The sequence below is a fragment of the Sediminibacterium goheungense genome (assembly GCF_004361915.1).
Taxonomy (GTDB): domain Bacteria; phylum Bacteroidota; class Bacteroidia; order Chitinophagales; family Chitinophagaceae; genus Sediminibacterium; species Sediminibacterium goheungense.
In genome coordinates, this window is record NZ_SNWP01000010.1 from 886,864 (window position 1) to 913,680 (window position 26,817).

General features: G+C 42.7%; 22 protein-coding genes. 7 read left to right on the forward strand and 15 right to left on the reverse strand.

Annotated features, from left to right (window positions below; translation table 11 throughout):
- Positions 1-115 precede the first annotated feature (115 nt).
- Both BC659_RS03855 and BC659_RS03860 read right to left on the reverse strand, forming a co-directional pair.
- The gene (locus BC659_RS03855; RefSeq protein WP_133473352.1) at positions 116-400 is read right to left on the reverse strand and encodes a GIY-YIG nuclease family protein; all 285 of its coding nucleotides are present in this window, start codon (positions 398-400) and stop codon (positions 116-118) included.
- Between the two features lie 321 nt (positions 401-721).
- A complete protein-coding gene (locus tag BC659_RS03860; RefSeq protein ID WP_133473353.1) occupies positions 722-4,096 on the reverse strand; it encodes a vitamin B12-dependent ribonucleotide reductase in 3,375 nt (1,124 codons plus the stop codon).
- Positions 4,097-4,487: 391 nt separating this feature from the next.
- Here BC659_RS03860 and BC659_RS03865 point away from each other — a divergent pair, with 391 nt between their 5' ends.
- Both BC659_RS03865 and BC659_RS03870 read left to right on the forward strand, forming a co-directional pair.
- Positions 4,488-5,252: a phosphoglycerol geranylgeranyltransferase gene (locus BC659_RS03865; RefSeq protein ID WP_133473354.1), complete on the forward strand. Its 765-nt coding sequence runs from the start codon at positions 4,488-4,490 to the stop codon at positions 5,250-5,252.
- A 40-nt stretch (positions 5,253-5,292) separates the two neighbouring features.
- A complete protein-coding gene (locus BC659_RS03870) occupies positions 5,293-5,868 on the forward strand; it encodes a pentapeptide repeat-containing protein (RefSeq protein ID WP_162847341.1) in 576 nt (191 codons plus the stop codon).
- Positions 5,869-5,887: 19 nt separating this feature from the next.
- Here BC659_RS03870 and BC659_RS03875 read toward each other — a convergent pair whose 3' ends face one another.
- From BC659_RS03875 to BC659_RS03890, 4 genes are all read right to left on the reverse strand, one after another.
- Positions 5,888-6,766 (reverse strand): DUF1684 domain-containing protein, encoded by an 879-nt coding sequence (locus tag BC659_RS03875; RefSeq protein ID WP_162847342.1) that lies wholly within the window; start codon positions 6,764-6,766, stop codon positions 5,888-5,890.
- 120 nt (positions 6,767-6,886) lie between these two features.
- Complete coding sequence (locus BC659_RS03880; RefSeq protein WP_133473357.1) at positions 6,887-8,182, reverse strand: M28 family metallopeptidase; 1,296 nt, start codon at positions 8,180-8,182, stop codon at positions 6,887-6,889.
- An 88-nt stretch (positions 8,183-8,270) separates the two neighbouring features.
- Positions 8,271-9,002 carry a LytR/AlgR family response regulator transcription factor gene (locus BC659_RS03885; protein ID WP_133473358.1) on the reverse strand — a complete coding sequence of 244 codons (732 nt, stop codon included), beginning with the start codon at positions 9,000-9,002 and terminating at the stop codon, positions 8,271-8,273.
- 21 nt (positions 9,003-9,023) lie between these two features.
- The gene (locus tag BC659_RS03890; protein WP_133473359.1) at positions 9,024-10,088 is read right to left on the reverse strand and encodes a sensor histidine kinase; all 1,065 of its coding nucleotides are present in this window, start codon (positions 10,086-10,088) and stop codon (positions 9,024-9,026) included.
- A 191-nt stretch (positions 10,089-10,279) separates the two neighbouring features.
- Between BC659_RS03890 and dxs the strand changes: the two genes are divergently transcribed.
- Positions 10,280-12,211, forward strand: a complete 1,932-nt coding sequence (gene dxs / locus BC659_RS03895) for a 1-deoxy-D-xylulose-5-phosphate synthase (RefSeq protein ID WP_133473360.1) — start codon at positions 10,280-10,282, stop codon at positions 12,209-12,211.
- Between the two features lie 470 nt (positions 12,212-12,681).
- On the opposite strand, the gene BC659_RS16805 is transcribed toward dxs, so the two are convergent.
- On the reverse strand, positions 12,682-13,086 hold the full coding sequence (locus BC659_RS16805; RefSeq protein ID WP_162847343.1) for a hypothetical protein: 405 nt from the start codon (positions 13,084-13,086) through the stop codon (positions 12,682-12,684).
- 64 nt (positions 13,087-13,150) lie between these two features.
- Here BC659_RS16805 and BC659_RS03900 point away from each other — a divergent pair, with 64 nt between their 5' ends.
- Complete coding sequence (locus BC659_RS03900) at positions 13,151-13,714, forward strand: murein L,D-transpeptidase catalytic domain-containing protein (protein WP_162847344.1); 564 nt, start codon at positions 13,151-13,153, stop codon at positions 13,712-13,714.
- On the opposite strand, the gene BC659_RS03905 is transcribed toward BC659_RS03900, so the two are convergent.
- The 3 genes from BC659_RS03905 to BC659_RS03915 all read right to left on the reverse strand — a co-directional run bounded on the left by BC659_RS03905 (position 13,683) and on the right by BC659_RS03915 (position 15,897).
- On the reverse strand, positions 13,683-14,513 hold the full coding sequence (locus tag BC659_RS03905; RefSeq protein ID WP_133473362.1) for a segregation and condensation protein A: 831 nt from the start codon (positions 14,511-14,513) through the stop codon (positions 13,683-13,685). The two genes, BC659_RS03900 and BC659_RS03905, sit on opposite strands and share 32 nt — an antisense overlap.
- A 153-nt stretch (positions 14,514-14,666) precedes the next feature.
- Positions 14,667-15,098, reverse strand: a complete 432-nt coding sequence (mscL, locus tag BC659_RS03910; protein ID WP_133473363.1) for a large-conductance mechanosensitive channel protein MscL — start codon at positions 15,096-15,098, stop codon at positions 14,667-14,669.
- 58 nt (positions 15,099-15,156) lie between these two features.
- On the reverse strand, positions 15,157-15,897 hold the full coding sequence (locus tag BC659_RS03915) for a PPK2 family polyphosphate kinase (RefSeq protein WP_246027075.1): 741 nt from the start codon (positions 15,895-15,897) through the stop codon (positions 15,157-15,159).
- 125 nt (positions 15,898-16,022) lie between these two features.
- Between BC659_RS03915 and BC659_RS03920 the strand changes: the two genes are divergently transcribed.
- Complete coding sequence (locus BC659_RS03920) at positions 16,023-16,889, forward strand: DMT family transporter (protein WP_133473365.1); 867 nt, start codon at positions 16,023-16,025, stop codon at positions 16,887-16,889.
- 137 nt (positions 16,890-17,026) lie between these two features.
- Here the strand turns inward: BC659_RS03920 and frr are convergent, their stop codons facing one another.
- Entirely contained in the window at positions 17,027-17,590 is a 564-nt protein-coding gene (gene frr / locus BC659_RS03925; RefSeq protein ID WP_133473366.1) for a ribosome recycling factor, read from the reverse strand.
- A gap of 146 nt (positions 17,591-17,736) precedes the next feature.
- On the opposite strand from frr, the gene BC659_RS03930 reads away from it, so the two are divergent.
- Positions 17,737-18,579, forward strand: a complete 843-nt coding sequence (locus tag BC659_RS03930) for a transketolase (RefSeq protein ID WP_133473367.1) — start codon at positions 17,737-17,739, stop codon at positions 18,577-18,579.
- A gap of 109 nt (positions 18,580-18,688) precedes the next feature.
- Here BC659_RS03930 and BC659_RS03935 read toward each other — a convergent pair whose 3' ends face one another.
- Both BC659_RS03935 and rbfA read right to left on the reverse strand, forming a co-directional pair.
- Positions 18,689-19,894: an ABC transporter permease gene (locus tag BC659_RS03935; RefSeq protein ID WP_133473368.1), complete on the reverse strand. Its 1,206-nt coding sequence runs from the start codon at positions 19,892-19,894 to the stop codon at positions 18,689-18,691.
- Positions 19,895-20,001: 107 nt separating this feature from the next.
- On the reverse strand, positions 20,002-20,379 hold the full coding sequence (gene rbfA / locus BC659_RS03940; protein WP_133473369.1) for a 30S ribosome-binding factor RbfA: 378 nt from the start codon (positions 20,377-20,379) through the stop codon (positions 20,002-20,004).
- Positions 20,380-20,444: 65 nt separating this feature from the next.
- On the opposite strand from rbfA, the gene BC659_RS03945 reads away from it, so the two are divergent.
- Positions 20,445-22,265, forward strand: coding sequence for an ABC transporter ATP-binding protein (locus BC659_RS03945; RefSeq protein WP_133473370.1), 1,821 nt, complete (start codon positions 20,445-20,447; stop codon positions 22,263-22,265).
- Positions 22,266-22,407: 142 nt separating this feature from the next.
- Here the strand turns inward: BC659_RS03945 and BC659_RS03950 are convergent, their stop codons facing one another.
- Positions 22,408-23,355, reverse strand: coding sequence for a TraR/DksA family transcriptional regulator (locus tag BC659_RS03950; protein WP_133473371.1), 948 nt, complete (start codon positions 23,353-23,355; stop codon positions 22,408-22,410).
- A 6-nt stretch (positions 23,356-23,361) separates the two neighbouring features.
- On the reverse strand, positions 23,362-26,715 hold the full coding sequence (gene ileS, locus BC659_RS03955; RefSeq protein WP_133473372.1) for an isoleucine--tRNA ligase: 3,354 nt from the start codon (positions 26,713-26,715) through the stop codon (positions 23,362-23,364).
- Positions 26,716-26,817 lie beyond the last annotated feature (102 nt).

Genomic DNA, 26,817 nt, shown 5'->3' on the forward strand with positions numbered 1-26,817 from the left:
GGAACGCTCCTCTGGATGACGTATTAGTGTTCTCCCTCCCCATCACTTTTACAATCGTTATGCTCGTCATCCTGAGGAGCAGTAATAACCGCAGGTTATTGCATGCGACGAAGGATCAGATGCATAGAATCTCCCAATTTGGATTCTTTACTTTTATCAATTTTTCTTTTTTACTTCGACTCCATCCTTTGATTTCTTTTTCTCTTTTAATAGCATCTACGACTAATGCATAGGTTTCATAATAAATCAGCAAGTGAATATTGTATTTAGCAGTATAGCTTTTAGAATATACTTTCTGCTGGTGTTGCCGTATTCGTTTTGTGAGATCAGATGTAACACCAACATATAACATGGTTTTAGATGAATTCGTAAGTATGTATACATAACCTAGCTTGATCATAAAAAAGATTACCTGACTAAGCTATCATATCATGATGCGAACAAGACGTAGTCTTCATCTCTAACGTAGTGAGTTGAAAATATTTTTTACACTATTATACTCATTCCTTCGTCGGAACGCTCCTCAGAATGACGGAGTCCGATGCATGAAAAAAAAATGCGTTATTGGGCTTCGCCCAACAACGCATGATTCTCCGCACAAACATCCGTCATCCTGAGGAGCGTAACAACCTACGGTTGTTATATGCGACGAAGGAAAAAACCGCCTCTGAAATCAGAAGGCGGTTTTCATTGTATTTACTAACAATTTTCATTTATCAGATTAGCTACATCCCATACTGTTACCACAGTTCAAACACTTGTAACAAGTACCGGAACGGATGGTGATATGACCGCAGGTATTACAGGCCGGAGCATCGCTCTGCATGTTTTTAGCAGCAGCGTTTACCGCATCCAGTCCGCCGGCTTCTGCTTTTACAGTGGCAGCGGCTCTTTGTAATTTCTGTGGTTGTGCAGCAGGTGTTGCATTCGCAGACGGCGCTGTTACACGAACACTACTTAACTCAGGCTTGCCGAGTAAGGTAGCGTCACCATCATCTTCTCCTGTATTACCAATGGTGGGGCGATCGAGAACATGTACCAGATCGGTTCTGCCAAGGTATTCATAAGCCAGTGCACGGAATACAAAGTCTACCAGTGAAGTAGTTGTTTTGATATTCGGATGGTCTACCATACCGGATGGCTCGAATTTGGTGAACACGAATTTCTCTACAAACTCTTCCAATGGCACACCATATTGTAAGCCAACAGAAACAGCAATAGCGAAACAGTTCATGAAGCTGCGGAGTGTTGAACCTTCTTTGGCAAGATCAATAAAGATTTCACCCAATGTTCCGTCAGCATATTCACCGGTACGGAGGAAGAGAACCTGACCACCGATTTTCGCTTTCTGTGTAAAGCCGCGACGCTTGGCCGGCAATGATTTTTTCTCTACGATGGTAGACAGCTGACGTTTCAGTTTGGTATCGGTAGAAGCATTCATACGCTTCTGTACTTCTTCCAGTAACTCATCAACTGTTAACTGACTCAGGTCAACAATATTAGATGCGGTTTCCGCAACAGGAGCTTCTTCAGTTATTGCTTCTGCCTTGTCGCCTGCATCTTCTTCTTTCTTCTTCTTATCAGATTTATTGCTCAGTGGCTGGCTCAGTTTAGAACCATCACGATAGAGTGCATTGGCTTTCAGACCTAACTGCCAGCTCAGTAAATAACAATCTGCAATTTCTTCTACCGTTGCTTCATGTGGCAGGTTGATGGTTTTTGAAATGGCACCACTCAGGAATGGCTGACAGGCGGCCATCATGCGGATATGTCCGTAAGCGTGGATATAACGTTCTCCTTTCTTACCACATTTATTGGCGCAATCGAATACCGGCAGGTGTTCTTCTTTCAGGTAAGGTGCACCTTCAATGGTCATGGTGCCGCATACATAGTCATTGGCTGCATCAATCTGCTCTTCGGTAAAGCCCAATGCTTCGAGCAGGCTAAAGCTCCAGTCTGCGTATTGCTCTTCTTTGAAGCCCAGACGCTGCATACACTCATCGCCTAAAGTAAAACGGTTGAAGATGAAGCCGATTTCAAAGGCAGATTTGGCAGCACCATTCAGTTTGGCAATTTCTTCGGATGTAAATCCTTTTGCAGCCAGCGATTCATTGTTGATGAAAGGAGCACCTTCAAATGAGGCGGCACCTACTGCATATTTTTCAATGGCCGTTGCTTCTGCTTCATTGTATCCCAGATTTTTGAGGGCCTGTGGTACAGACTGGTTGATGATTTTGAAATAACCACCACCAGACAGTTTTTTAAATTTCACCAATGCAAAATCAGGTTCAACGCCGGTGGTATCGCAATCCATTACCAGACCAATGGTACCGGTTGGGGCAATTACCGTTGTTTGTGCATTGCGGTAACCATGTTGTTCACCTAACTGTACAGCATCATCCCATGCTTTGGTAGCTGCTTTCAGGAGGTAATCAGGACAGTATTTTGCGTTGATACCCTGTGGTTTGATTTCAAGACCTACATAGGCTTCTTCTGCATCATAAGCAGCGGCACGGTGGTTGCGCATTACACGCAGCATGTCTTCTTTATTTTCTTCGTACTTATCAAAAGCACCGAGGAAAGAAGCCATTTCAGCAGATGTTTTGTAAGCCACACCGGTCATGATAGCAGAAATAGCTCCGGCAATACCGCGGGCTTCCTCACTATCGTAAGCAATACCGCTTACCATGAGCATAGAACCCAGGTTAGCAAAGCCCAGACCCAGTGTACGGTAATCGTATGAAAGCTGAGCCACTTCTTTTGAAGGGAACTGCGCCATCAGTACAGAAATTTCCAGTACGGTGGTCCAGAGACGTGTGGTGTATTCAAATCCTTCTACATCGAATACGTTGGTATCATCATCATGAAACTTGCGCAGGTTGATAGAAGCGAGGTTACATGCTGTATTATCGAGGAACATGTATTCCGAGCAGGGGTTTGACGCATTGATGCGACCACCTTTCGGACAGGTATGCCATTCGTTGATGGTTGTATCGTATTGGGTACCGGGGTCAGCACAGCGCCATGCAGCATAAGAAATTTTCTCCCACACTTCACGTGCCGGAATTTTTTTCATAGTGCGACCATCGGTACGTGCTTTCAGTTCCCAGTCACCATCTTCTTCCAGTACTTTGAAGAAGCTGTTGGGAATACGTACAGAGTTATTGGAGTTTTGTCCGGATACAGTAGCATAGGCTTCTCCCTCATAACTGTTATCATAACCGGCAGCTACCAGTGCAGCCACTTTCTTTTCTTCTTCTACTTTCCAGTTGATGAATTCCATGATCTCGGGGTGATCGAGGTCCAGACATACCATTTTAGCTGCCCTGCGTGTTGTACCACCGCTTTTGATGGCACCGGCCGCACGGTCACCAATTTTGAGGAAGCTCATCAAACCGCTGCTGGTACCGCCACCACTCAGCTTTTCTCCGCCGCCACGGATCTGAGAGAAATTGGTACCTACACCAGAACCATATTTGAAAATACGGGCCTCACGGGTCCACAGATCCATGATACCGCCTTCGTTCACCAGGTCATCGCTCACGCTCAGGATAAAGCAGGCATGTGGCTGAGGGCGCTCATAGGCGTTGGTTGATTTTTTCAGTTTACCATCTTTGGCATCTACATAGTAGTGACCCTGAGGTTTACCGGTAATACCATATACCTCGTGTAAACCGGTATTGAACCATTGTGGTGAATTGGGTACGCAGGCCTGATTCAGGATGCTGTAAACCAGTTCATCATAAAATATCTGGGCATCTTTTTCAGAAGCGAAATAACCATAACGCTCACCCCATACGCGCCAGCAATGGGCCATACGGTGTGCAACCTGCTTTACGCTCGTTTCTCTGCCAACAGAACCATCTGGCTGGGGAACACCGGCCTTACGGAAATATTTTTGTGCAAGGATATCGGTGGCTATCTGGCTCCACTGTTTGGGAACCTCCACATTGTTCATCTCAAATACTTTCTCACCATTGGGGTTCTTGATCACAGAATCTCTGTAGTCATATTCAAACTGGTCGTAGGGGCTCAGGCCTTCTTTTGTGAAGCGGCGCCCGAATTGCAATCCTTTTTTGGAGCGGGTAGTAGCCATAAAGCGGTTAAGGTTTTAGCGGTTATTTAATGGGTCCTGCGGATTAACAAAAAGTTAAGCGGTTGACGAAAATATCTTTCCGATCTGACAATCCAAGACCGTAAATATGCACAGCTTGTGAATAAAGAATGTGGATTATTTCACAGGCCAAATCAGGGCTGCATTTGCCGCAATATCCCCGATTGTGGGAAAGATTTTTTGGGGTGAGGCCTTGTTAAACCGTGGGTTTTTCGTAAATATTGAGGCCTTAAACAGACAAAAAAACCTGCTTGTTCAGGCTGCGGAACGGGTTCAACACATTATCTTTCAAATAAATGCGAAACAATCAGTCGTTTAGCACCTTAAACAAAAACTTTTCTGCATTTTTGCAGTAGCATCTACTTAGTACGGAATGAAGCAGGTTTTATATCAACAACTGGCAGAAAGAAAGCGATCCGGCAGGAAATCCTTTACGGTACTGATCGACCCCGATAAGGTCGACAGTAACAGTATTGAGCAACTCGTGGCTTTATCGCTGGACGCCAAAGTAGATTATTTCTTTGTAGGTGGCAGTCTGGTCATCTCCAGCCACCTGGATGAATGCATCCAGCAAATCAAAGCGGCCTGTGATATTCCTGTTATCCTCTTTCCGGGTTCCCCTTCTCAGGTGAGCAAATATGCCGATGCGCTACTCTATCTTTCCCTTATTTCAGGTCGTAACCCTGAATTACTGATTGGCCAGCATGTAATCAGTGCCCCCTTTGTAAAAAAGAGCGGCCTTGAAATTATGCCTACCGGTTATATGGTAATTGATGGCGGCGCCCCTACCACGGTTTCCTATATTTCGAATGCAACACCCATCCCGGCCGATAAAAATGAAATTGCCATGTGTACAGCCATGGCAGGTGAAATGCTGGGTATGAAACTAATTTACATGGATGCCGGCAGTGGTGCCAAACGCCCGATCAATGAAACCATGATTGAAAAAGTAGCGCGCCATATTGAGGCCCCACTCATCATTGGCGGTGGCATTACAGACCCTGAAAAAGCATACCGCAACTGTAAAGCCGGAGCCGATGTGATTGTAGTGGGTAATGCCATTGAAAAAGATCCTTCACTCATCAAAGAAATGAGTGCGGCCATTCATAGCAGTGCCACGGTTCAGCAGAATGGTTAATACGGATACTCGTTCCCATTTATTCATTTACCCTTTACCTATGGATGGCGCTTATTTTGAGAATCAGGTTTTTGCATTTGAATCGACAGAACCAGTGCAATTAAACCCCGGCACCTATGAAGGCTGCCATTTTAATCATTGTAATCTGAGCGGCACCAACTTATCTGATTTTCGCTTTATCGAATGTGTATTCAATCACTGTAATCTCGACCGCATTGAGCTGATCAACACTTCTTTCAGCGAAGTAAAGTTTACTGACTGTAAAATGATGGGCATCAGTTTTGAACATTGCCACCACGTAATGTTTACGCCTTATTTTGAAAACTGCTCACTTAACTTTGCCAATTTCTTTACACGTAAGGCTCCCGGTATCATTTTTAAAGACTGTAATCTTACAGAAGCAGATTTCACAGAGGCCATTTTATCAGAAGCTGTTTTCACAGGCTGTGATTTTACCAATGCCCGTTTCGACAGAACCACACTCAGCAAAGCTGATTTCCGTGGCGCTTTTCATTTTTCCATTGATCCTGAAAAAAATAACCTCCAAAAAGCAAAATTTTCTTTGGCCACCGTACAGGGTTTGCTGAATAAATATGGAGTGATTATTGAGGGATAAACATAGCCTGCTCATAGACTCAATGGTTCCCTGCTTTCTTTTCTCCAGCCGTAATAGCAAGCGGTAAAATATTCTGCTTCGGCGGAAGCGGGCAAGTTGCATAAGGCGTAAATGCACAGGGTGGATTGAATGACTGATTGAAATCCAGGATCGTCAAACCATCTTCACCAGGCATCACTGCATATAAAAAACGGCCGGCAGGATAACTGGTTTTACCACTGGTGGCGTCTCCAAAAACGATAAATAGTTTATCTCCTTCCAAAAGCGCATCAAGTGTATACTGAATATTCTGTATACTGAAATACAGTTTACCGGGCGACAACTGCATGGTGGTTTGCCCTAGTACATTTTCAACCGGAATACTTTTCTGTAATAAGGGACGTATCAGTTTTGCCATGACCCGAAAATTTGTATCGATCGGAAAACAGGGTATCTCCTTCAATGCTGCGATTGCCGGATGCTTCAGGTTTCTGAACCGAATGCCTATTTTATCTTCCCGCTTAATCAGGTTCCAGCGATAAGCGGCAAATGAAATAAGGGGTTGTATAGTTGAATCAGGGTGAAAAACAATGGCCTGTTGCTGCTCTGCCCCATTTACTTTTATCGCTACTTTTTTTGTAATAACCTGTGTTACAACATCCCCCTTTCTTTCATAATAACCAACGGCTGAAGGAAAAGACGGTATGGGGAAACGAATAGCGTCTGCCCCTCCTGAACCAAATTCCTGCTTTCCCGCATTCAGCCAGAATAAACCCGCCAGGTTTAGCCAACCATTTTCTGATTTCAGTTCTTTGAGCCTGTCGGCTTTCCATGCCTGTATCGTTTCATGATAGCTATGCTGCGCATATAAACCTGAAACAAGGAATAAGGATAAAAATATCGAAACAGCAATGCGCATAAAAGTTATATAAGCAACCATGAATTTACCAAACCCAAAGCAGATCATCTGATTATTTATTTCGGTTGCACAAAAAAGCCCCGGACCAAAACGATCCGGGGCTTACTTTATTTTTTTAATTTATCTGAGATCAGAAGTATTCACCCTTGTAGGTGTTTCCTTTCCACTCACAATACCTTTTGAACTTAAGGCAATGGCACGAATGATGCGTGTCATATTGTCTATATCAATGGTACTGAATTCATCTGATGCTTTGTGATAGTATGGATCCACATCAATTTTAGTGGTCGAAATGGTATGCGCAGGCACGCCTAAACGAGCCAGGGTGGCATTATCTGAACGATAAAATAATTGCTGCTCGGGATATGGATCTGGATGAAACATAAAGTCTGTACCTGCCAGATTAGCCTGCAAAATTTTGCCCATATCTGTTTTTTCGTAACCCGTAATAAAGGCTGAATTTTTACCCCATTTACTTTCAGACCCAATCATCTCAATATTAAACATGGCCATTACCTGCGCTGGATCGAACTGACGTGAAAAATATGTAGCACCAAAACCACCTACTTCTTCTGCAGTAAATGCAGCAAAGATCAGGGTACGTTCATTGTTGTTTACTTTTTTGAAATACTGTGCCAGTACCATCATAGCAGTAGTACCTGCTGCATCATCATTCGCACCGTTAAAAATAGAATCGGTTTGTACGTTTCCATTTCTGTCTTTACCCATAATACCCAGGTGATCATAATGTCCTGAGAAAATTACATACTCATTCTTTTTACTCTTACCTGGTAATACGCCTACCACATTGGCCAATGGCATTTCAGTGATTTCGTGTTTAGCGCTTACGCTATAGGTTGCCGGATCGGTAGCAGCCAGTATAAACACCACACTCTTATCGGTTTTGAAAATATTAGACTTCATCCGAGTGAGTGTACTGAATGTTTTGGCGAAGCTGGTATCTACGATGACTACATAATTTTTATTGGCAGCAAGGTATTTTCTGGCTTCTGTGCCCAGATTGGCACCAGCTGCAATTTTTACTTTTTCGTAGCCTGATTTTTCCGTGATATTGATGTCGGGCTGACAGGTTACCACCACTACATCACGGCTATCGAGGCTTACACCCCCTAAACTTGCGGTAAGACTGATGAACTTGGGCCTTACCATCGCAAACTGCTGCAGGTAGGATCCACTGTTGTTCCAGGTTTGCAGACCTGTTTTCTTAAACTCCTCGGCAATAAATGCGGCTGCTTTATCAATGCCTTTGGTAAACGTACGTCGTCCTTCCATTTCATCAGAGGAAAGTGTTTTCTCAATACGTTCTACTTCACTCTTACTGATTAACTTTTCAACGTCCTGCGCAGTTACTACTCCAGTTGTGAGGACGGCTAATAATAGGAAATATTTCTTCATGGTGGGGGAAATTGTCTATGGTGAATGAGCAGTGAGTAGTGAGTAGTGAGTAAAAAAAACACTCACTACTGACTACTCACTACTAACTTTATAAGCTCATCATTTCTTTAAACTTCACGGTCTGTCTGCGGCTTACTTCAATTTTTTCGCCTCCTTTCAGGTCAACCAGCAGACCGCCGTTAAAATAGGGTTCAATTTTTTCGATCCAGCGGAGGTTGATGATATGCTTACGGTTGGCACGGAAAAACATTCTGTCGTCCAGTCTTTCTTCCAGTGCATTCAGTGATTTTAAGATCAGGGGTTTATTGGTACCAAAGAAAACTTTGGCATAGTTACCTACACTTTCAAACAATCGGATTTCGCCGAGTTTCACAAACCAGCAACGTTCGCCGTCTTTTACAAATACCTGATCGTGTTCGGTAAGTGGTCCTCTGTTAATACCATTCAGGCCGGCAGATTCTTTAAACATTTCTGCCTGCAGTTTCTGGATTGCATCAGCCAGACGCTTGGGTTCAATGGGTTTCAGGAGATAATCCAGGGCATTTACTTCAAATGCTTTGATGGCATATTCATCGTATGCAGTGGTGAAAATTACTTTGGGGGCTTTTTCTACTTCAGCCAGTAAATCGAATCCGGTTTTTCCGGGCATTTGAATATCCAGGAAAATCAGATCGGGATTGAGGGTTTCAATTTTTTCGATACCGTCATCCACATTGGCTGCTTCCTCTATTACTTCTATATCCGAATGATCCTGCAATAACTTTTTTAATTCATTTCGTGCAAGTCTTTCATCATCAATAATGATTGCTTTGATAGCCATAGTGCTGATAATTATATAGAATTATGAATAAACGTGTTGAACGGGCATTTTCACAATGGCTTCCACCATATTGTTTCCAAGGTCCCTGATTTCAAAGTTAGCTTTTCCCCCGAATAATAGTTTAAGTCTGTTTCGGGTGCTATTAATGCCAAATCCGTCATTACCGGCATTAGGATCGAGCTTGCCGGTATTCTGGATAACAAGTTCGTGGTGGTCGTCGCGGTAGTCTGAGATCACTTTTATAAAACCACCATCTTTCTGCTTACCGATACCATGTTTGATGGCATTTTCTACCAGGGTCTGCAACATCATGGGCGGTATAGGCTGGTCAAGGGTATCTTCATCAATTTCATAAGCCACATTCAGCCTGTCTTCGAAACGAATATGCTCCAATGCCAGGTAATCCTTTACAATATTCAGTTCCTTTTCAAAAGGTACGGTTTCGAGTTTTTCGGCCTGCATACTGCTGCGGAGTATATTACTCAGTTCGGTAATAGCGGTACGGGCACGGTTCGGGTTCTCATCTACCAGCGCACGGATACTGTTCAGTGCATTAAAAATAAAATGCGGATTGATATGCGATTTGATGGTTTTGAGTTCCAGTTCTTTTACCAGGCTCTCCAGTTTCACTTTCTGGATTTCGCTCTTGGTACCCAGTTCCACATAGTGCCAAATGTAATAAATCGACACCCAAACCAAAATGAGGGGTGAATCAAAAACCAGGTTAGAAAGAAAACGTTTAGATACAGAAGCCTTATTGGCCTTATCATAATACCCCAGCCATTCCACCACCGCGCTGTTACAGAGGCTGTACAGGACTATAATGGTAAGAATAATGGTTGTAAGCAACCACCATTTGCTGATCTGGATAGGTGGGCGAAGCTCCATATTGATCACGAATTCACGCAGGAGATGCGTAAATACCATGCCCAATAAGATTGTGATAATCAATCTATAATAAAATATTTTGCTGATATCGCCGGGCCGGTCCTTGAAAATAAAGGCAAAGAAGACCATGGTCAAACCATAGAACAACCACCCTCCAAACTGACACCACCAGTATAATGTAGATTTGCTCGTCCTCATGTATCAACAAATATAGAGGTAAAGCTTTCCCGGAAAGCCCCGTTTTTTGATTAATGGCAAAAACCGCCCTTGTTTGGTGCAAATTAATGTTGCCCGCCGACGAACCTTCTGTTTTGCGGACTGTTTTGTAAAGTATTACTGGATATTGCTAAACACGAAACACGTATTTTTACATTTCAAACCCAGCCTTCATGGAGATCAAACCGGGCAAATTATTAGGCCAGATCAATCATCCCGACGACCTTAAAAAACTCTCAAGAGAGCAATTACATGCCGTTTGTGATGAATTGAGACAATTTATTATTGATGTGGTAAGCGTTCATGGAGGCCATTTTGCAGCCAGTCTGGGTGTGGTAGAATTGAGCGTAGCCCTTCATTATGTGTATAATACACCTTACGATCAATTAGTATGGGATGTAGGGCACCAGGCTTATGGCCATAAAATACTCACCGGAAGAAGAGACCAGTTTGTCACCAACCGAAAATACAAAGGTCTGAGCGGCTTCCCCAAAAGATCGGAAAGCGAGTTTGATACCTTTGGTGTGGGACACTCTTCCACTTCCATTTCTGCGGCATTGGGCATGGCCATGGCAGCCAAATATAAGGGTGAAGACCGTAAATCGGTGGCCATTATAGGCGATGGTTCCATGACAGCAGGTATGGCATTTGAGGCCATGAACCATGCAGGGGTGGCCGATAGCGATATGTTGATCATCCTGAATGACAACTGTATGAGCATTGACCCCAATGTGGGTGCTCTCAAGGAATACCTGACTGATATCAGTACTTCCCCCACCTATAATAAAGTAAGAGATGAAGTATGGAACCTGTTGGGCAAATTACCCGTAGGTAAAAACCTGAGCCGCGACCTGGCGTCCAAACTCGAAGCCAGTGTAAAAGGGGTGGTGAGCAAAAGCAGTAACTTATTTGAAGCACTGAAGATTCGTTACTTCGGACCGATTGATGGACATAATATCACCAAACTGGTAGATACACTAAAGGACCTGAGAGAAATACCGGGCCCTAAACTGCTCCATATTATTACTACCAAAGGAAAGGGTTATGCACTGGCTGAAAAGGATCAGACCAAATGGCATGCACCCGGACTTTTTGATAAGGTTACCGGAGAAATTTATAAGAAGAAGATCGATGCTCCACAGCCTCCTAAATACCAGGATGTATTTGGTCATACTATGATTGAGCTGGCAGAACTGAATGATAAAGTGATGGGTGTTACACCTGCCATGCCCAGTGGTTCTTCTTTAAAATTCATGATGGAAAAAATGCCGCATCGCGCCTTCGATGTAGGTATTTGTGAACAGCATGCAGTTACCCTGAGTGCCGGTTTGGCCACACAGGGTATGCGGGTGTTCTGTAATATTTATTCTTCCTTTATGCAGCGCGCCTACGATCAGGTAGTGCACGATGTAGCCATTCAGAAACTGCCGGTGGTACTTTGTTTAGACAGGGCCGGACTGGTAGGCGAAGATGGTCCCACACACCATGGCTGCTATGATATTCCTTATTTCCGTTGTATTCCCAATCTCATTGTGAGTGCACCGATGAATGAGCAGGAACTACGTAACCTCATGTACACAGCACAACTGGAGAAAACCAATTATCCGTTTGTGATACGTTACCCAAGAGGCGAAGGTGTAATGCCCGAATGGAGAACCGCATTTGAAGAAGTAGAGATTGGCAAGGGTAGAAAAATAAAAGATGGCAGAGATGTTGCTATTCTGAGTTTTGGGCACCCGGGTAATTTTGCAACCACTGCCATTCGTGAACTGAGAACAGAAGGTATTGACCCAGCACATTATGATCTTCGTTTTGTGAAGCCAATAGATGAAGATTTACTCCATGAAGCTTTCGGCAAATACCATAAAATTGTTACGGTAGAAGACGGCACCATTGTAGGTGGTTTCGGTTCTGCAGTACTGGAGTTCATGAATAAATATGGCTATAAAGCTGATGTAACCATTCTGGGTATTCCAGACAGACTGGTAGAACATGGTACTCCGAAAGAATTACACAGAGAGTGTAACTATGATGCACAGGGTATTGCAGATGCTGTACGTTCTCTCATGAAAGAAACGGTAAGTACGACTGTACTGTTAGGATAATTTTCCTCTTCTAATCTGTGTATCTGTGGCTTAATTTTTTACCACAGATGCACAGATTTTTTTATACAGGCATAGTAAAGTGCAGGTAAAAAAAGTAAATAAGGAAAGTCAGGTAAATTAAAATACCAACATATACAAAGGGTCTGTATTTCAGATTGTCTCCTTTACTTGTCTGGTAGTGAACGATGACGAACATAAAAGAAAACATCACTGTTATTGCTACAAGATTGAACAGATTTTTATCTTTTCGATCTGTAATTTGGCTACTGATCCAACTCCTGATCATCGTAAATAACAGAAACCCAACTATAATCAATCTACTTCTAAGCAATGACCAACTTTTGTTTGTTTGGGGATGTTCCATATAATCTACTGAAAGATGTTTAGCAGAAATTAACCACAAAGGTTAATGTATAAAGATACTTTTTCTAAACATCACCCGCAACTGTGAAAAGACACAGTTTTTTCCACTATGTTTTTCGAGTCGTTTTCGTATTCCGCAACAAAATTGTAAACCATTTTATACATACCGGAACCATTAAACCCAGAAAAACAAGTAGAGACAATAAAGAAAGAATATCACTAAACATACTAAAGCTAAAAAGAACAATAGAACCTATACAGGCAATGGCAGCCGTACAATAACCCAGCCGCAAACAAGCTTTCACTTTTATATTTTTTATAAAAAGAGAGAGCAAAAAAGAAAAAACCGCAATCATAAAACTAGTACCAATAAAACTTACGGTTTGAAAAATCGTTATGAGTACAAATAACCCTAATGGGCCTGCCAGTTTGGGATTTGTGATGATAAAAAAGGAGAAACTCAGCAGGGAAAAGATTTCCATTTCGAGACTGAAGAAGAAATTCGTTTTCATATTTGATCATCCTGATGTACGTATGGAAAATACAAAGAATTTTATCTTATATAAAAATAACTTTATGAGATATTGGTTATCCATACTCTTTCTGTTACCACAGTTTATCGGATCTGCTCAGTCATTATTTGGTTCTTTACAAGAACAGATTGAGCTATTTACCAAGAGGCAAAGCATGAGTACCCAGGTTTGCTTTTTATTGGACCTGAGCATACACAATGGCAAAAAAAGATTTTTTGTTTATGATATTCAAAAAGACAGCATACTGCAATCGGGATTGGTTACACATGGCGATTGCGGGGAGCGTTATTTATCAACCGTTCGCTATTCCAACCAACCAGGTTCGCAATGTAGTTCTGCGGGTCGGTACAGGGTAGGCGCAAGCTATAAGGGTATTTTTGGAAAATCGTATCGGTTGCATGGGCTAGACAGCAGTAACAACCATGCATTGAAACGGGCATTGGTGATTCATTCTCATACCTGCATTCCTGAAACAGAAATTTATCCTGACCAGATCTGTAATAGTCAGGGTTGTACCACGGTATCGCCCTCTTTTCTGAAAACACTCAGCAGTTTTATAGACAGGAGTAAGAAGCCTATTCTTCTGTGGGTACTGGATCGTCGGTAAAAGTATTGGTGAAGTCTTCGTCGGTCAATCCTTCTTCTTTCAGTTCTTCTTCACGCTTATCGTTCCACTCCACAATAAAGTTATTCTTACCTTCTGCTACCATCAGCTTCATGAATTTCTGCTGGGTAAGTTCCAGAATGGAGAGAAAAAGGAAGATGGCATGAATACGATCCTGACATACTTCAAATACTTTTTCAAAAGCCACCGTTTTTTCTTTTGCCACAAAGTCGAGCATATAATCACGGCTGCCTTCCATGGTGTAGTTGTAACGAACTACGGTATGTACGGGTTTGTTCTGGCGGTCGTGTACACGCTGCATCACTTTTTCAAAAGCTTTCATCAGCTTGAACATCGTGATGTTTTGTATCTCGGTACCTTCAGAAGCATCTTCCCCAATTTCGGCCAGTTCTTTCTGCAGGTTACCACGTTTTACCATGAGCATACGCATGGCTTCCATTTCGGCCATCTGAACAGCAGCTTCTTTGAAGCGTTTGTACTCAAGTATTTTATCGATCAGTTCCTGGCGGGGATCAATCTCATTACCCTGTGCATCTATTTCTTTACGTGGCAACAATAATCTTGCCTTAATACGCATGAGGGTAGATACAAAGAGGATGAACTCACTGCTGAGTTCAATATTCAATTTCTCTCCCTGATGAATAAAATCAAGAAAGTCCTGAATAATTTTGGTGATGGGAATATTATAGATATCCAGTTCATCCCGCTCAATGAAAAACAAAAGCAGGTCGAACGGACCTTCAAACTGATCTAATTTAATCTGGTAACTGGCTGTATTCACGGGTTCATGCTTTAGCTGCAAAGAAAACCCCTTCGGAGCTTATTTGTATCCGAAGGGGCTAATATTTATCCACTTTGCTAATGGCATATGGTTTATAGCCTATAGCTCGAAGAAATGCTATATGCTATGAGCTATTTTGCCATCAGCCATAAACTACACTTTCTTCAACGAATCCCTGATTTCTGCCAGTAATTTCTCACTTTCCGATGGTCCGGCGGGGGCCGATGGCTCAGCCGGGCCCTTCATCTTATTAATGGCCTTAATAACCAGAAATACCACAAATGCTACAATCAGAAAGTCAAGCACATTGGTAAGAAAAGTGCCATATTTAATCGAAACTTCGGCTGCCGCCTTGGTTACCACTGCACCGCTGGCATCTTTTACCTCTGCCACGGCTTCTTTGAGTACCAGTACCTTATCATTAAAATCTACACCGCCGGTAAGCATGCCTACCACTGGCATTACAACGCCATCCACAAAAGAGGTAACGATTTTTCCAAAAGAAGCGCCCATTACAAAGGCAACAGCTATATCAACCAGGTTGCCACGCATGGCAAATTCTTTGAATTCTTTGAACATTCCCATATTAGCATTAGTTTGGTGAACTATGAAAATAATCAATTAGTCGGTAAAAAGAAAACAGCTATTTCTTCAATCCCGGATATTGCATTTTCAGGTTTTTCAGCAAGCTGTGTAAAGCTTCGGCCATGATGTATTCTTTGTACCAGTTTTGGTCTGCCGGGGTAATGATCCAGGGTATTTTATTACAATGGTTAAAACAGTCTTCATACATTCTCATGTATTCCTTCCAGAGTTTGGCCTCTTCAAAATCTTTTTCATTGTATTTCCATTGTTTTTGCGGATCGTGTATTCTTTCTGTCAGCCTTTGCTTTTGTTCTTCGGGTGAAATATGCAGGTAGAACTTGAGTATATGGGTATGATTATGCCGGGTCAATAACCATTCAAAATCGTTGATGGCCCTCATTCTTTCTTTGGCCACTGCATCGGTACACCATTTGTGTACACGTGTTACCAGTATATCTTCATAATGTGAGCGGTTGAAGATTTGTATCATGCCTTTGGCCGGGGCATGCTGATGAATGCGCCATAGAAAATCGTGCGACAACTCCAGTGCTGTGGGTGCTTTGAAAGAGGTCACTGTTACACCTTGTGGGTTCATATTACCAAACACATTTCTTACGGCTCCATCTTTCCCGCTTGCATCCATTCCCTGAATTACAATTAGTACAGAATGCTTGCTTTCTGCAAATAAAAGATTCTGCAATTCATCGAGTTCGGCAACCAGTTTGGCGGTTTTTGCCTTTATCTTTTCCTTGTTCAGGTTTTTGGGTGCACGAGTACTGATTTTATTAAGTTGAATCATAAAAATTCTGTTTGGTATTTAAAATTAGTTCTATTCGCCACAGATTCCCAGATTAAAGTAATGAAACTTGAAAGTGATCAGCTTATAAATCAATCCAAAACCCCCACCTTTACAAAAACGAAACCTTGCGAGACAAACTCATCAACTGGGGCATTTTTATTCTTTTATCCATCATCTGGGGCAGCTCTTTTATTCTGATGAAAGAGGGTATGCATATACTTACCCCTTATCAGGTGGCTTCTATCCGCATTTTAAGTGCCGGACTTGTACTAACGCCCTTTGCACTCAAGGCGCTGAAGCAGGTACCACAGAACAAATGGTTACTGGTTATGCTTTCGGGTTTACTGGGTAATTTTTTTCCGGCCTATCTGTTTTGCATTGCTGAAACGGAAATCGACAGTTCGCTTGCTGGCATTCTCAATGCACTTACCCCTCTTTTTACCATTCTGGTAGGTATTTCTTTTTTTCAGTTAAAAGCCAACAGCACTAAAATATGGGGTGTTATTATTGGTTTTATCGGTTTATGTCTGCTGATGCTCTCCGGCAAAGAAGTAAGTTTTAATAATTTCTCTTATGCCGGTCTTGTATTACTGGCTACTCTATGCTATGGCATCAATGTAAACATGGTGGGAAGATATATGAAAGATGTAGGCTCACTCAATATAGCGTCACTGGCTTTTGTATTTCTCATTATCCCTTCCAGCATCATACTCTATATCACCGGGTACCAGCAACTCGAATTAACCGACTCATCTGTTGTAAAAGCCACAGGTGCTTCTTTTATACTGGGTGTAATGGGTACCGCTTTTGCTTCTATTATTTTTTATATGCTGGTGAAAAGAGCTGGTACTTTATTTGCTTCTATGGTTACCTATGGCATTCCCTTTGTAGCTGTTTTCTGGGGCCTGCTCGACGGAGAAAAAATAACAGCGCTCCAGATGGGATGTTTAGGAGTGATATTGTGTGGGGTGTATCTGGTGAATAGGAAATGATTTCTGATGTAGGATCGCGGATGTCGGATTTTGAATATGCTGGTAAAAAAAGTTGCAGATTTCTCCGCAACTTTTTTTACCAGCAACGATCAAAAATGAATAACCCGATGTCAAATCAGACATCCGCCATCATCCATCTAGACCGCCATCATTTCTTTTTCTTTTGCTGCAAGGTGTTTATCTACGAGTGAAATGAATTTATCAGTTACATCCTGAATGGTTTTTTCTGCGTCTTTGGCAGCATCTTCACTCAGGCCGTCTTTTTGTAATTTTTTCACCTGCTCAATGGCATCGCGACGAATATTACGGATGGCTACTTTGGAATGCTCGCCCTCTCCCGCTGCTTTTTTTACCAACTCCCTTCTTCTCTCTTCTGTCAGTGGTGGTAAAAACAAACGCAACTGAACACCATCGTTCTGTGGGGTAATACCGATATTGGCTGCCATAATCGCTCTTTCAATGGCTGCCAGCATATTTTTTTCCCATGGCTGAATACTGATTGTACGCACATCGAGTACACTGATATTCGCTACCTGATTAATAGGTGTGGGTGAGCCATAATAATCTACTGCAATGCCATCCAGCATAGTAGGATTGGCTTTACCGGCCCGGATTTTGGTAAGCTCTGTTTCCAGGTGGTTAATGGCTTTGCCCATTGTATCTTCCGTATCGGCGAGTATTAAATCCAGCTCTTCTGACATATTACAATTTTAAGTGGGCAAAATTAATGAATTGGGCGGATATAGTGAATGGTGAATGGCGAGTGGTCAATGATGAACATTTTTACTATTCACCATTGACCATTGACCATTCACCTTTATCTTCGCAGCACTTTAAAAACCGTAATATGGCAAGCATTCAGGAACTCCAATCAGCGGCCTCTCAGATCAGGCGCGACATCGTTAGAATGGTTCATGGCGTTCAGAGCGGTCACCCGGGAGGTTCTCTGGGCTGTACCGATTTTTTAACCGCCCTGTTTTTCCATACCATGAAACATGACCGTCAGTTTAAAATGGATGGTGTTGGTGAAGACCTGTTTTTTCTGTCGAACGGACATATCTCTCCTGTTTATTATTCGGTACTGTCTCGTTCCGGTTATTTCGATACCAAAGAACTGGCCAGCTTCCGTAAACTGAATACCCGTTTACAGGGCCACCCTACCACACACGAACATTTACCGGGTGTGCGTATTGCCAGCGGTTCACTGGGGCAGGGTATGAGTGTTGCCATTGGTGCTGCCCTCACAAAAAAATTCAATAATGACCCTCATCTTGTCTTCTCTTTACATGGTGATGGTGAATTACAGGAAGGACAAATCTGGGAAGCAGTGATGTTTGCTGCACACAATAAAGTAGACAACCTGATTGCTACCATCGACTGGAATGGCCAGCAAATCGACGGACCAACCGCTAAGGTACTGGCCCTTGATAGCCTGCATGATAAATTCAGGGCCTTTAACTGGACCGTACTGGATATGAATGGTAATGATATGGATGATGTGGTAGCGGTACTCGATAAAGCCAAATCTATGACAGGCCAAGGCAAACCCATCTGTATCATGATGAAAACAGCCATGGGTAAGGGTGTTGACTTTATGGAAGGCAGCCATGAATGGCATGGTATTGCACCCAGCGATGAACAACTGGCCAAAGCACTGGCACAGTTGCCTGAGACATTGGGAGACTACTAAGAGAAGTCAAAAATCAAAAGTAAAAATTCAAAAATATCGTTTAAAAAGAGAGCCGCTTAGTATTGCTAAGCGGCTCTCTTTTTTGACTTTTGACTTTTAACTTTTGAATTTACTTCAATGCCAACTCCTGCTTACTCGCTTTCCTCGAAGGAATCCAGGCCGCAATAAAGCCAATGGCTGTTACAGTGGCCAATACCAGTAAATAATCTGCGGGCATCAGTTTTACGGGATAGGCTTTTACGATAAAAGTATCGCCTGCCAGTTTAATGGGTTCGAACCTGATCTGTATCCAGCAGAAAATGGTTGCGAGTATCATTCCGAGTACAGCTCCTACACCTGCCAGCAATAACCCTTCAGAAAGAAAAATAGATTGGATTCTTTTCTTTGAAGCACCCATGGCCTGTAGTACGGCAATATCTTTTTGTTTTTCCAGTACCAGCATCGTAAGCGCCCCAATCATATTAAATGCAGCTACTACCAGTATTAGTGAAAGAATGGCATAGATGATCCATTTTTCCATTTTCATAACTGCATACAAACTTTTATTTTGTTCATACCGTGTTTGTACGAGATAGTTGTTACCGAGTAGCTGCTGCAGGGCTTCTTTTACCCGATTCTCATCCTGTTTTACTTTTATTTCTACTGCACTGTATTCATCTGCTTCCATATTCAGCATATAGCGAAAAAATGCCAGATTGGTAAAAGCATATTTATTATCAAATTCCTGTTGCACCTGAAAAGTGCCGGATGCGGTAATATTATTTACGCTCAATCCATCCAGTGAATTAAACTTTGCTTTTCGATTAGGAGTGTACAGGGTGAGTGGGTAAAGAGAATGCTCTACATCAGCGCCTATCGCATTTTCAATTCCATAGCCTAAAACAATTTGCGGTGTTTCTGCGTCACCCAATAAAAATTTTCCACGCTTGATGTGTTCACTTATTTTATTGGTGGCGGTATATTGCTCATCTACGCCCTTTACCAATACAATGGTTTGATAGGGGCCATTTACCAGCAGTGCTTTCTCTTCGGCTACCAGGCTCACCACAGATATGCCGTTTACAGATCTTATTTTTTGCAGCTGAACGGCATCCAGTTTCAGCACTTTTCCTTTGGCGGGAGCAATTCTGATATCGGTATAGAAATCTGTGTACAATCCCTTTACCAGTTCTTCAAACCCATTGAATACACTGAGAATGATGATGAGTGCGGCACAACCCACCGTAATAGCCGTAACGCTGATCCACGCAATGATATTAATCGCATTGGTAGATTTCTTAGACCGGAAATAGCGCCAGGCGAATAGAAAGTTCAAGGTGATGGGGTTTGTGAGTAGTGAGTAGTGAGTAGTGAATAGTAAGCAGTGAGTAGATGTGATTGTTGCCTTTCACTCACTACTCACTACTGACTACTCACCCATAACTATTCGCCTTCTCCGTTATTTTTCTTCTCCTCATTAATCTTCTTAAAAATCTCCTCCATTTTAAACACATAATCCAGTGTATCGTCGAGGTAGAAATGGAGTACGGGTATGCGGCGGAGCTGGTGTTTCATTTTATCGGCCAGTTCTTTTTTGATTTCCCAGGCGCGGCCTTCGATGGTTTTCATGACGGCTTTCTGGTCTTTCACCTGAAAAATACTCAGGTAAATACGTGCCTCCAACAGATCGGGCGTTACCTTAACCGATGAAATGGATACCATGCCACCATCTATCATAGCCAGGTTGAGTCTCCTGAAAATATCATTCATTTCTTCCTGTATGGCACCTGCCACTTGTCGCTGACGTTTTCCTTCTTCCATGTTGAAAGCTTTGATTGGCGGTAAAATTACTTACTTTGCTGTGTTTTACCGATTTTATCCTGATTATGAAGCGTTTTTCAAGAATACTCTTTTACCTGCGGAACCAGAAACGAAACATTGTATTATACCTGTTTTTCAATCTTTTTTCCATTCTTTTCTCGCTTGTATCACTGGCTATGCTGGCCCCCTTCCTGCAATTACTGTTCAGCAAAGAAAGGCTGGTAAATGTGGCTCCTGCCTTTAGCCTCACAGCCAATGGTCTGTTAAATTATTTCAAATACTTCATCAGCCAACTCATCATAAAACATGGTGAAGTATATGCACTGGCTACCATTTGCGGGATCATTATCGTTTCCATCTTCTTTAAAAACCTCTTCACTTATCTGTCATTCCGCGTACTGGCGCCTATGCGCAACTATGTAATGACAAAACTGCGTGCAGATTTATACAGCAAAATCCTGGAATTGCCCATCGGCTTTTTTACCGAGCAACGCAAGGGAGATATTATCAGCCGTATGAGTAATGATGCCAATGAAGTAGAATGGAGTGTGATGAGTACCCTGGAAGGACTAATTAAGGACCCTCTCAATATTCTTGTTATACTCATAATGCTGGTATTAATCAGCCCTGTACTTTCTTTGTTTTTGCTTGTATTGCTTCCGCTAACCGGTTTTATTATAGGCCGGCTCAGTCGCTCTTTAAAAAAGCAATCTACTGCTTCACAGGAAAGATTGGGTACCCTGATGTCGATTCTCGATGAAACACTTGGTGGACTTCGTGTGATTAAAGCATTTAATGCCGAGAAAATTCTGCAAAGCAAGTTTATCGATAATAACAATACGCTGAACCAGATCCGCAACAAAATGAATTTCAGGAAAGATCTTGCCTCTCCCATGTCTGAATTTATGGGCGTATTGGTATTGTCATGCATACTGTGGTTTGGCGGCAAACTGGTACTGGATGGAAGCATGGGTTTGGGAGCTGAAAGTTTTATTACTTATATCGTTTTTTTCACCCAGATCATTAACCCGGCAAAATCATTGTCTGGCTCCTTTTACAGTGCACAAAGAGGTAGTGCTGCTATTCAGCGTATCGAAGAAGTATTAAAAGCACCGGTAACGGTTACAGACCAGCCTAATGCAAAAACGCTGCAACATTTTGAGCAGTCCATAGAATTTAAAAATGTTTCCTTCTCTTATGAAGATGTAACCATTCTGAAAAATATTAATCTCAAAATTGAGAAAGGAAAAACCATTGCACTCGTTGGCTCATCCGGCGCAGGTAAAAGTACCCTTGCTGATCTGATTCCCCGTTTTCATGATGTGAGTGAGGGCGAGTTACTGATAGATGGTGTGAACATTAAAGAATATTCCCTGCATTCTGTAAGAAGCCAGATGGGTATTGTTACACAGGAGCCTATTCTTTTCAATGACAGTATTGCGAATAATATCGCTTTAGGTATTGATCACGTAGACCCCTCTCAAATTGAACAGGCGGCTAAAGTGGCGAATGCCTATTCATTTATTCAGCAGAAGGAAGAAGGCTTTGATAGCAATATTGGTGATCGTGGAACAAAACTTAGTGGAGGTGAACGCCAGCGTGTAACCATTGCCCGTGCTGTTCTTAAGAATCCACCCATTCTCATTCTGGATGAAGCCACTTCTTCTCTCGATACAGAAAGTGAACGACTTGTTCAGGATGCTATCAATAATATGATGCAGCAAAGAACATCGATTGTAATTGCCCATCGCCTTTCCACCATCCGCAATGCAGATGAAATCATTGTGCTACAGAAAGGAGAGATTGCCGAAAGAGGCACACATGATGAATTACTCATGAAAGGGGGTATTTATAAGAAACTGGTAGAAATGCAGGAAGTCAGATAGTGGGTAATGATCAATGGTCAATGGTGAATGACATATTTTAGACATAAAAAAAGAGGTCGGATAATCCGGCCTCTTTTTATTTATTTTTCATGCTATGGCAATGGGCTATCACTCAGGATTGACCATTCACCATTCATCAAACTTACTCGGCGCTGGGCTTTACCAAACCCAGTTTGGCTTCTAAGCTTAAAGTAGCGTGTGGTACAGCACGTAAGCGGGCTTTATCGATCAGTTTACCGGTTACACGGCAGATACCGTAGGTTTTGTTTTCAATACGCATGAGTGCTTTTTCCAGGTGATCAATATAAGTGATCTGCCTGCTGGCCATCTGGCTCAATTGCTCTCTTTCCATGCTCATACTGCCATCTTCCATGGTCATGTAACGCGCATCGTCGTTATCGCCACCCATTTCATCTTTACGGGTAATCAGGCCTTGCAAATAAGTCAGCTCTTTTTTGGCTGCTTCCAGTTTTTTGTTGATCAGTTCACGGAACTCATTCAAATCCGCATCGCTGTATTTCACTAAAGTTTCGTTGTTTCTCACGGTATCTACTCTTTTTTCTAATGGTGTATATCCTGGCTGGTAGGGCACACTGCTTTTGGTACTGGTTTTAGGAACCTTTACTTCTTTCAGTGGCTCAGGAGCTTTTCTAACAGGTTTTACGGGTGGTGCCGGCGGACCTTTTGGCTCCGGTTTTTTCATCGGAGGCAGCGGTATCGATACCGGTTTAGCCGGAGTTGCTGGTTTGGCTGCCGGAACCGGTGCTTTTGCCGCAGGTTTAGCAGGGACAGCTGCTTTTTTAGGAGCAGGGGCCGGTGCTGGTTTTGGCGCGGGCTTGGCTGCTTTTACGGGAGCCTTTACAGGGGCTTTCGGAGCTGGCTTGGCTGCTTTCTTGGCAGGAGCTGGGGCCGCTTTCTTCGCCGGTGCTGCTTTTTTAGGAGCAGGCTTGGGGGCTGGTTTAGCCGCCTTTTTGGGCGCAGGTTTAGCAGCAGCCTTTTTAGGTGCTGGCTTTGAAGCTGTTTTCTTGGCTGGTGCCGCCTTTGGAGCTGGTTTTTTTGCTGCCTTAGGGGCTGGTTTCTTAGTAGCCATACGCTTTTATCCTTTTTTGTTTACTACCACTTTCAACAGGCTGTCATTTACTTCAATTTCAGTGCCTTCGGTTATTTCAGGCACCCATTGTATGACATCTGCCAAAATTTCGCGGCAAATATAATCGTTATACTTAACAATCGACTCCCTGAGACCCGGGGTCTCAAGAACGGTCACGAATATACGGTCTGTGAGTTCAAAACCGCTTTCTTTCCGAATATTTTGTATCCGGTTCACGAATTCACGGGCATCTCCTTCCTGTTTCAGCTCATCGGTAAGGGTAATATCCAGTGCTACCGTAAGACTTCCCTTGCTGGCCACACTCCAACCCGGAATGTCTTCAGCGGCTATTTCTACCTCTGAAAGCAGTATTTCAATGGATTCACCATCCAGATCCAGACTTATACGGCCTTCTTTTTCTATGGCAGCAATCTCGTGCTGACCAAAAGCTGTAATCAAAGCACCTGCGGCTTTCATTTTTGCGCCCAGTTTATTACCCAGTGCCTTAAAATTCGGCTTAATTTTCTTCTTGATAATGCCTTCTGTATCGGTGATGTATTCCATCTCCTTCACATTCACTTCCGCCTGAATCAGGTCCTCAATAAGTTCCAGTTGTTGTTTCATGGCTGGATTCAACACAGGAATCAACACTTTCTGCAAAGGCTGACGCACTTTAATATTCACTTTCTTACGCAGCGATAATACCAGCGAACAAACATCCTGTGCCAGTTGCATTCTTTCTTCTAATGCCCCATCAATAGCAGCTTCATTTACCACCGGAAAATCGGCATGGTGCACAGAGTCTACCCTAAACCTTCCGGTTACAGCATTCAGATGGCGGAAAACGGCATCACTGAAGAATGGTGAAATTGGCGCCATCAGCCTTACAATGGTTTCCAGACACTCATATAAAGTCTGGTAAGCACTGATCTTATCGGCCTCATATTCTCCCTTCCAGAAGCGGCGGCGGCACAAACGTACGTACCAGTTACTCAGGTGCTCATCTACAAATTCTTCGATGGCACGGCCCGCCAGTGTAGGCTCATAATCGTCCATGGCTGCAGTTACTTTTTTCACCAATGTATTGAGTGAAGAAAGAATCCAGCGGTCAATTTCCGGACGCTCTGAAAGTGGCAGGGAATTTTCTTTGAATGCAAATCCATCAACATTTGCATAGAGTACAAAAAACTGATAGGTATTGTAGAGTGTACCAAAGAATTTTCGCTGTACTTCCTGGATACCTGCAATATCGAATTTCAGGTTATCCCAGGGAGATGCGTTGGTAATCAGGTACCAGCGCGTAGCATCTGCACCATATTTTTCAATGGTTTCAAAAGGGTTCACCACGTTGCCGAGGCGCTTACTCATTTTGTTGCCATTCTTATCGAGTACCAATCCATTACTTACTACTGTTTTATACGCTACACTGTCAAACAGCATAACACCAATCGCATGCAGTGTATAAAACCATCCTCGGGTCTGGTCAACACCCTCTGCAATAAAATCAGCAGGGAATGATTGTCCTTTATCTACAAGTTCTTTATTTTCAAACGGATAGTGCCATTGTGCATAGGGCATGGCACCACTATCAAACCAAACATCAATCAGATCTGGTACACGATGCATGGGTTTACCCGATACACTTACCAGCACTATTTCATCAACATAAGGTTTGTGGAGATCGAGTATTCCTTCGTGTAAATAATTTTTATTGACATCACCACCCAACACTTCATTCGCTTTTCGGATACCTTCATTCAGTTCTTCGATGGAACCGATACAAACTTCTTCCGTTCCATCTTCTGTGCGCCATACAGGCAAAGGTGTTCCCCAGTAACGGCTTCTGCTCAGGTTCCAGTCAACCATATTCTCCAGCCAGTTACCAAAACGTCCCTCACCGGTACTCTTTGGTTTCCAGTTAATGGTTTTATTCAGTTCCACCATCCTGTCTTTTACAGCCGTGGTTCTGATAAACCAGGCATCTAACGGATAGTACAGAATAGGTTTATCTGTTCTCCAGCAATGCGGATAACTGTGCTCATATTTTTCAACTTTGAAAGCACGGTTTTCTTTTTTCAGTTTTACGCAGATATCAACATTTACATCTACATAATCCTTATCATCTTTATAATTTTTTACATAACGACCGCTGAACTCACCCAATCCATCTACAAATTTTCCTTCACGGTCTACCATGGTAAGTATGCCGATATTGTATTTCTGTCCAACCTTATAGTCATCTGCACCAAAGGCGGGTGCCGTGTGTACGATACCAGTACCATCTTCCGTCGTAACAAAATCGCCGCACAAAACACGGAATGGCTTTGCACCGGGTGTAATTTCTTCCACTACTTTTAGCGAGTTGGCTTCATAAGAAAGTAGCTGCTCATAAGTAGCGTCTTCAATTGCAGCCCCTTTGAATTCAGTAATAATTTTCCAGGGCAGTAATTTTACTTCGGCATTATATCCTGCAAAATCTCCATTCTCCCCTTCCGGCTTGAAATACTTACCCAGCAGCGCTTTCGCCAGTACCACATTTACAGGAAGATGTGTATAGGGGTTGAAAGTATTTACGAGTACATAATCAATATTTGGTCCAACCGTTAATCCCAGATTCGAAGGCAGTGTCCAAGGAGTAGTGGTCCATGCCATGAAAAATATTTCATCAGAACCTGCAGCATCAAAAAGAAACTGCGCCTTGCTGTCTTTGATTGCCTTAAACATTGCTACCGCACTCGTATCCTTCACATCTTTATAGGTTCCTGGCTGGTTTAATTCATGCGAACTCAAACCCGTTCCAGCTGCAGGAGAATAGGGCTGAATAGAAACGCTTTCATAGAGATAACCTTTCTTATACAACTCACTCAAAATCCACCAGAGCGATTCGATATATTTATTATCGAATGTGATATATGGGTCATTAAGGTCTACCCAATAACCCATTTTGGTAGTAATATCATCCCAGATGTCTTTGTAGCGCATAACCGCTTCACGACATTTCTGGTTATAGTCTTCTACAGAAATTTTCTTGCCTATATCTTCTTTGGTTATGCCCAGTTCTTTCTCCACACCTAACTCAACGGGCAAACCATGTGTATCCCATCCACCTTTTCTTTTCACCTGAAAACCCTGCATGGTTTTATAGCGGCAAACCATGTCTTTCAGCGTTCTTGAAATTACATGGTGAATACCCGGCATACCATTGGCACTGGGCGGACCTTCATAAAACACAAAAGGTGTTTTGCCTTCACGCAGGGCAACACTCTGTTCAAATGCCTGTCCATCCTTCCATTTGGCCAGTATCTCTTTTTCAATGGCCGGGAGGTTCAATCCTGAAAATTCCGTGTATTTAGCGCTCATAGTCTGCTGGTCGTCTTGCTATGCCTGAAATGCTTGATCAGGCAGGTTTTAAAGGCTGCAAAGGTAAAGAATATAGGGGAGAATGCTGAATGAAGGACCTGG

Coding starts and splice junctions, on each gene's coding strand:
- BC659_RS03915 (WP_246027075.1), bottom strand. CDS start 15,897: ATGATTCAACTTAATAAAATCAGTACTCGTGCACCCAAAAACCTGAAC.
- BC659_RS03930 (WP_133473367.1), top strand. CDS start 17,737: ATGGCAAGCATTCAGGAACTCCAATCAGCGGCCTCTCAGATCAGGCGC.
- ileS (WP_133473372.1), bottom strand. CDS start 26,715: ATGAGCGCTAAATACACGGAATTTTCAGGATTGAACCTCCCGGCCATT.
- BC659_RS03875 (WP_162847342.1), bottom strand. CDS start 6,766: ATGCGCATTGCTGTTTCGATATTTTTATCCTTATTCCTTGTTTCAGGT.
- BC659_RS16805 (WP_162847343.1), bottom strand. CDS start 13,086: ATGAAAACGAATTTCTTCTTCAGTCTCGAAATGGAAATCTTTTCCCTG.
- BC659_RS03950 (WP_133473371.1), bottom strand. CDS start 23,355: ATGGCTACTAAGAAACCAGCCCCTAAGGCAGCAAAAAAACCAGCTCCA.
- BC659_RS03885 (WP_133473358.1), bottom strand. CDS start 9,002: ATGGCTATCAAAGCAATCATTATTGATGATGAAAGACTTGCACGAAAT.
- BC659_RS03945 (WP_133473370.1), top strand. CDS start 20,445: ATGAAGCGTTTTTCAAGAATACTCTTTTACCTGCGGAACCAGAAACGA.
- mscL (WP_133473363.1), bottom strand. CDS start 15,098: ATGGGAATGTTCAAAGAATTCAAAGAATTTGCCATGCGTGGCAACCTG.
- BC659_RS03865 (WP_133473354.1), top strand. CDS start 4,488: ATGAAGCAGGTTTTATATCAACAACTGGCAGAAAGAAAGCGATCCGGC.
- BC659_RS03870 (WP_162847341.1), top strand. CDS start 5,293: ATGGATGGCGCTTATTTTGAGAATCAGGTTTTTGCATTTGAATCGACA.
- BC659_RS03890 (WP_133473359.1), bottom strand. CDS start 10,088: ATGAGGACGAGCAAATCTACATTATACTGGTGGTGTCAGTTTGGAGGG.
- BC659_RS03855 (WP_133473352.1), bottom strand. CDS start 400: ATGATCAAGCTAGGTTATGTATACATACTTACGAATTCATCTAAAACC.
- BC659_RS03860 (WP_133473353.1), bottom strand. CDS start 4,096: ATGGCTACTACCCGCTCCAAAAAAGGATTGCAATTCGGGCGCCGCTTC.
- BC659_RS03880 (WP_133473357.1), bottom strand. CDS start 8,182: ATGAAGAAATATTTCCTATTATTAGCCGTCCTCACAACTGGAGTAGTA.
- rbfA (WP_133473369.1), bottom strand. CDS start 20,379: ATGGAAGAAGGAAAACGTCAGCGACAAGTGGCAGGTGCCATACAGGAA.
- dxs (WP_133473360.1), top strand. CDS start 10,280: ATGGAGATCAAACCGGGCAAATTATTAGGCCAGATCAATCATCCCGAC.
- frr (WP_133473366.1), bottom strand. CDS start 17,590: ATGTCAGAAGAGCTGGATTTAATACTCGCCGATACGGAAGATACAATG.
- BC659_RS03900 (WP_162847344.1), top strand. CDS start 13,151: ATGAGATATTGGTTATCCATACTCTTTCTGTTACCACAGTTTATCGGA.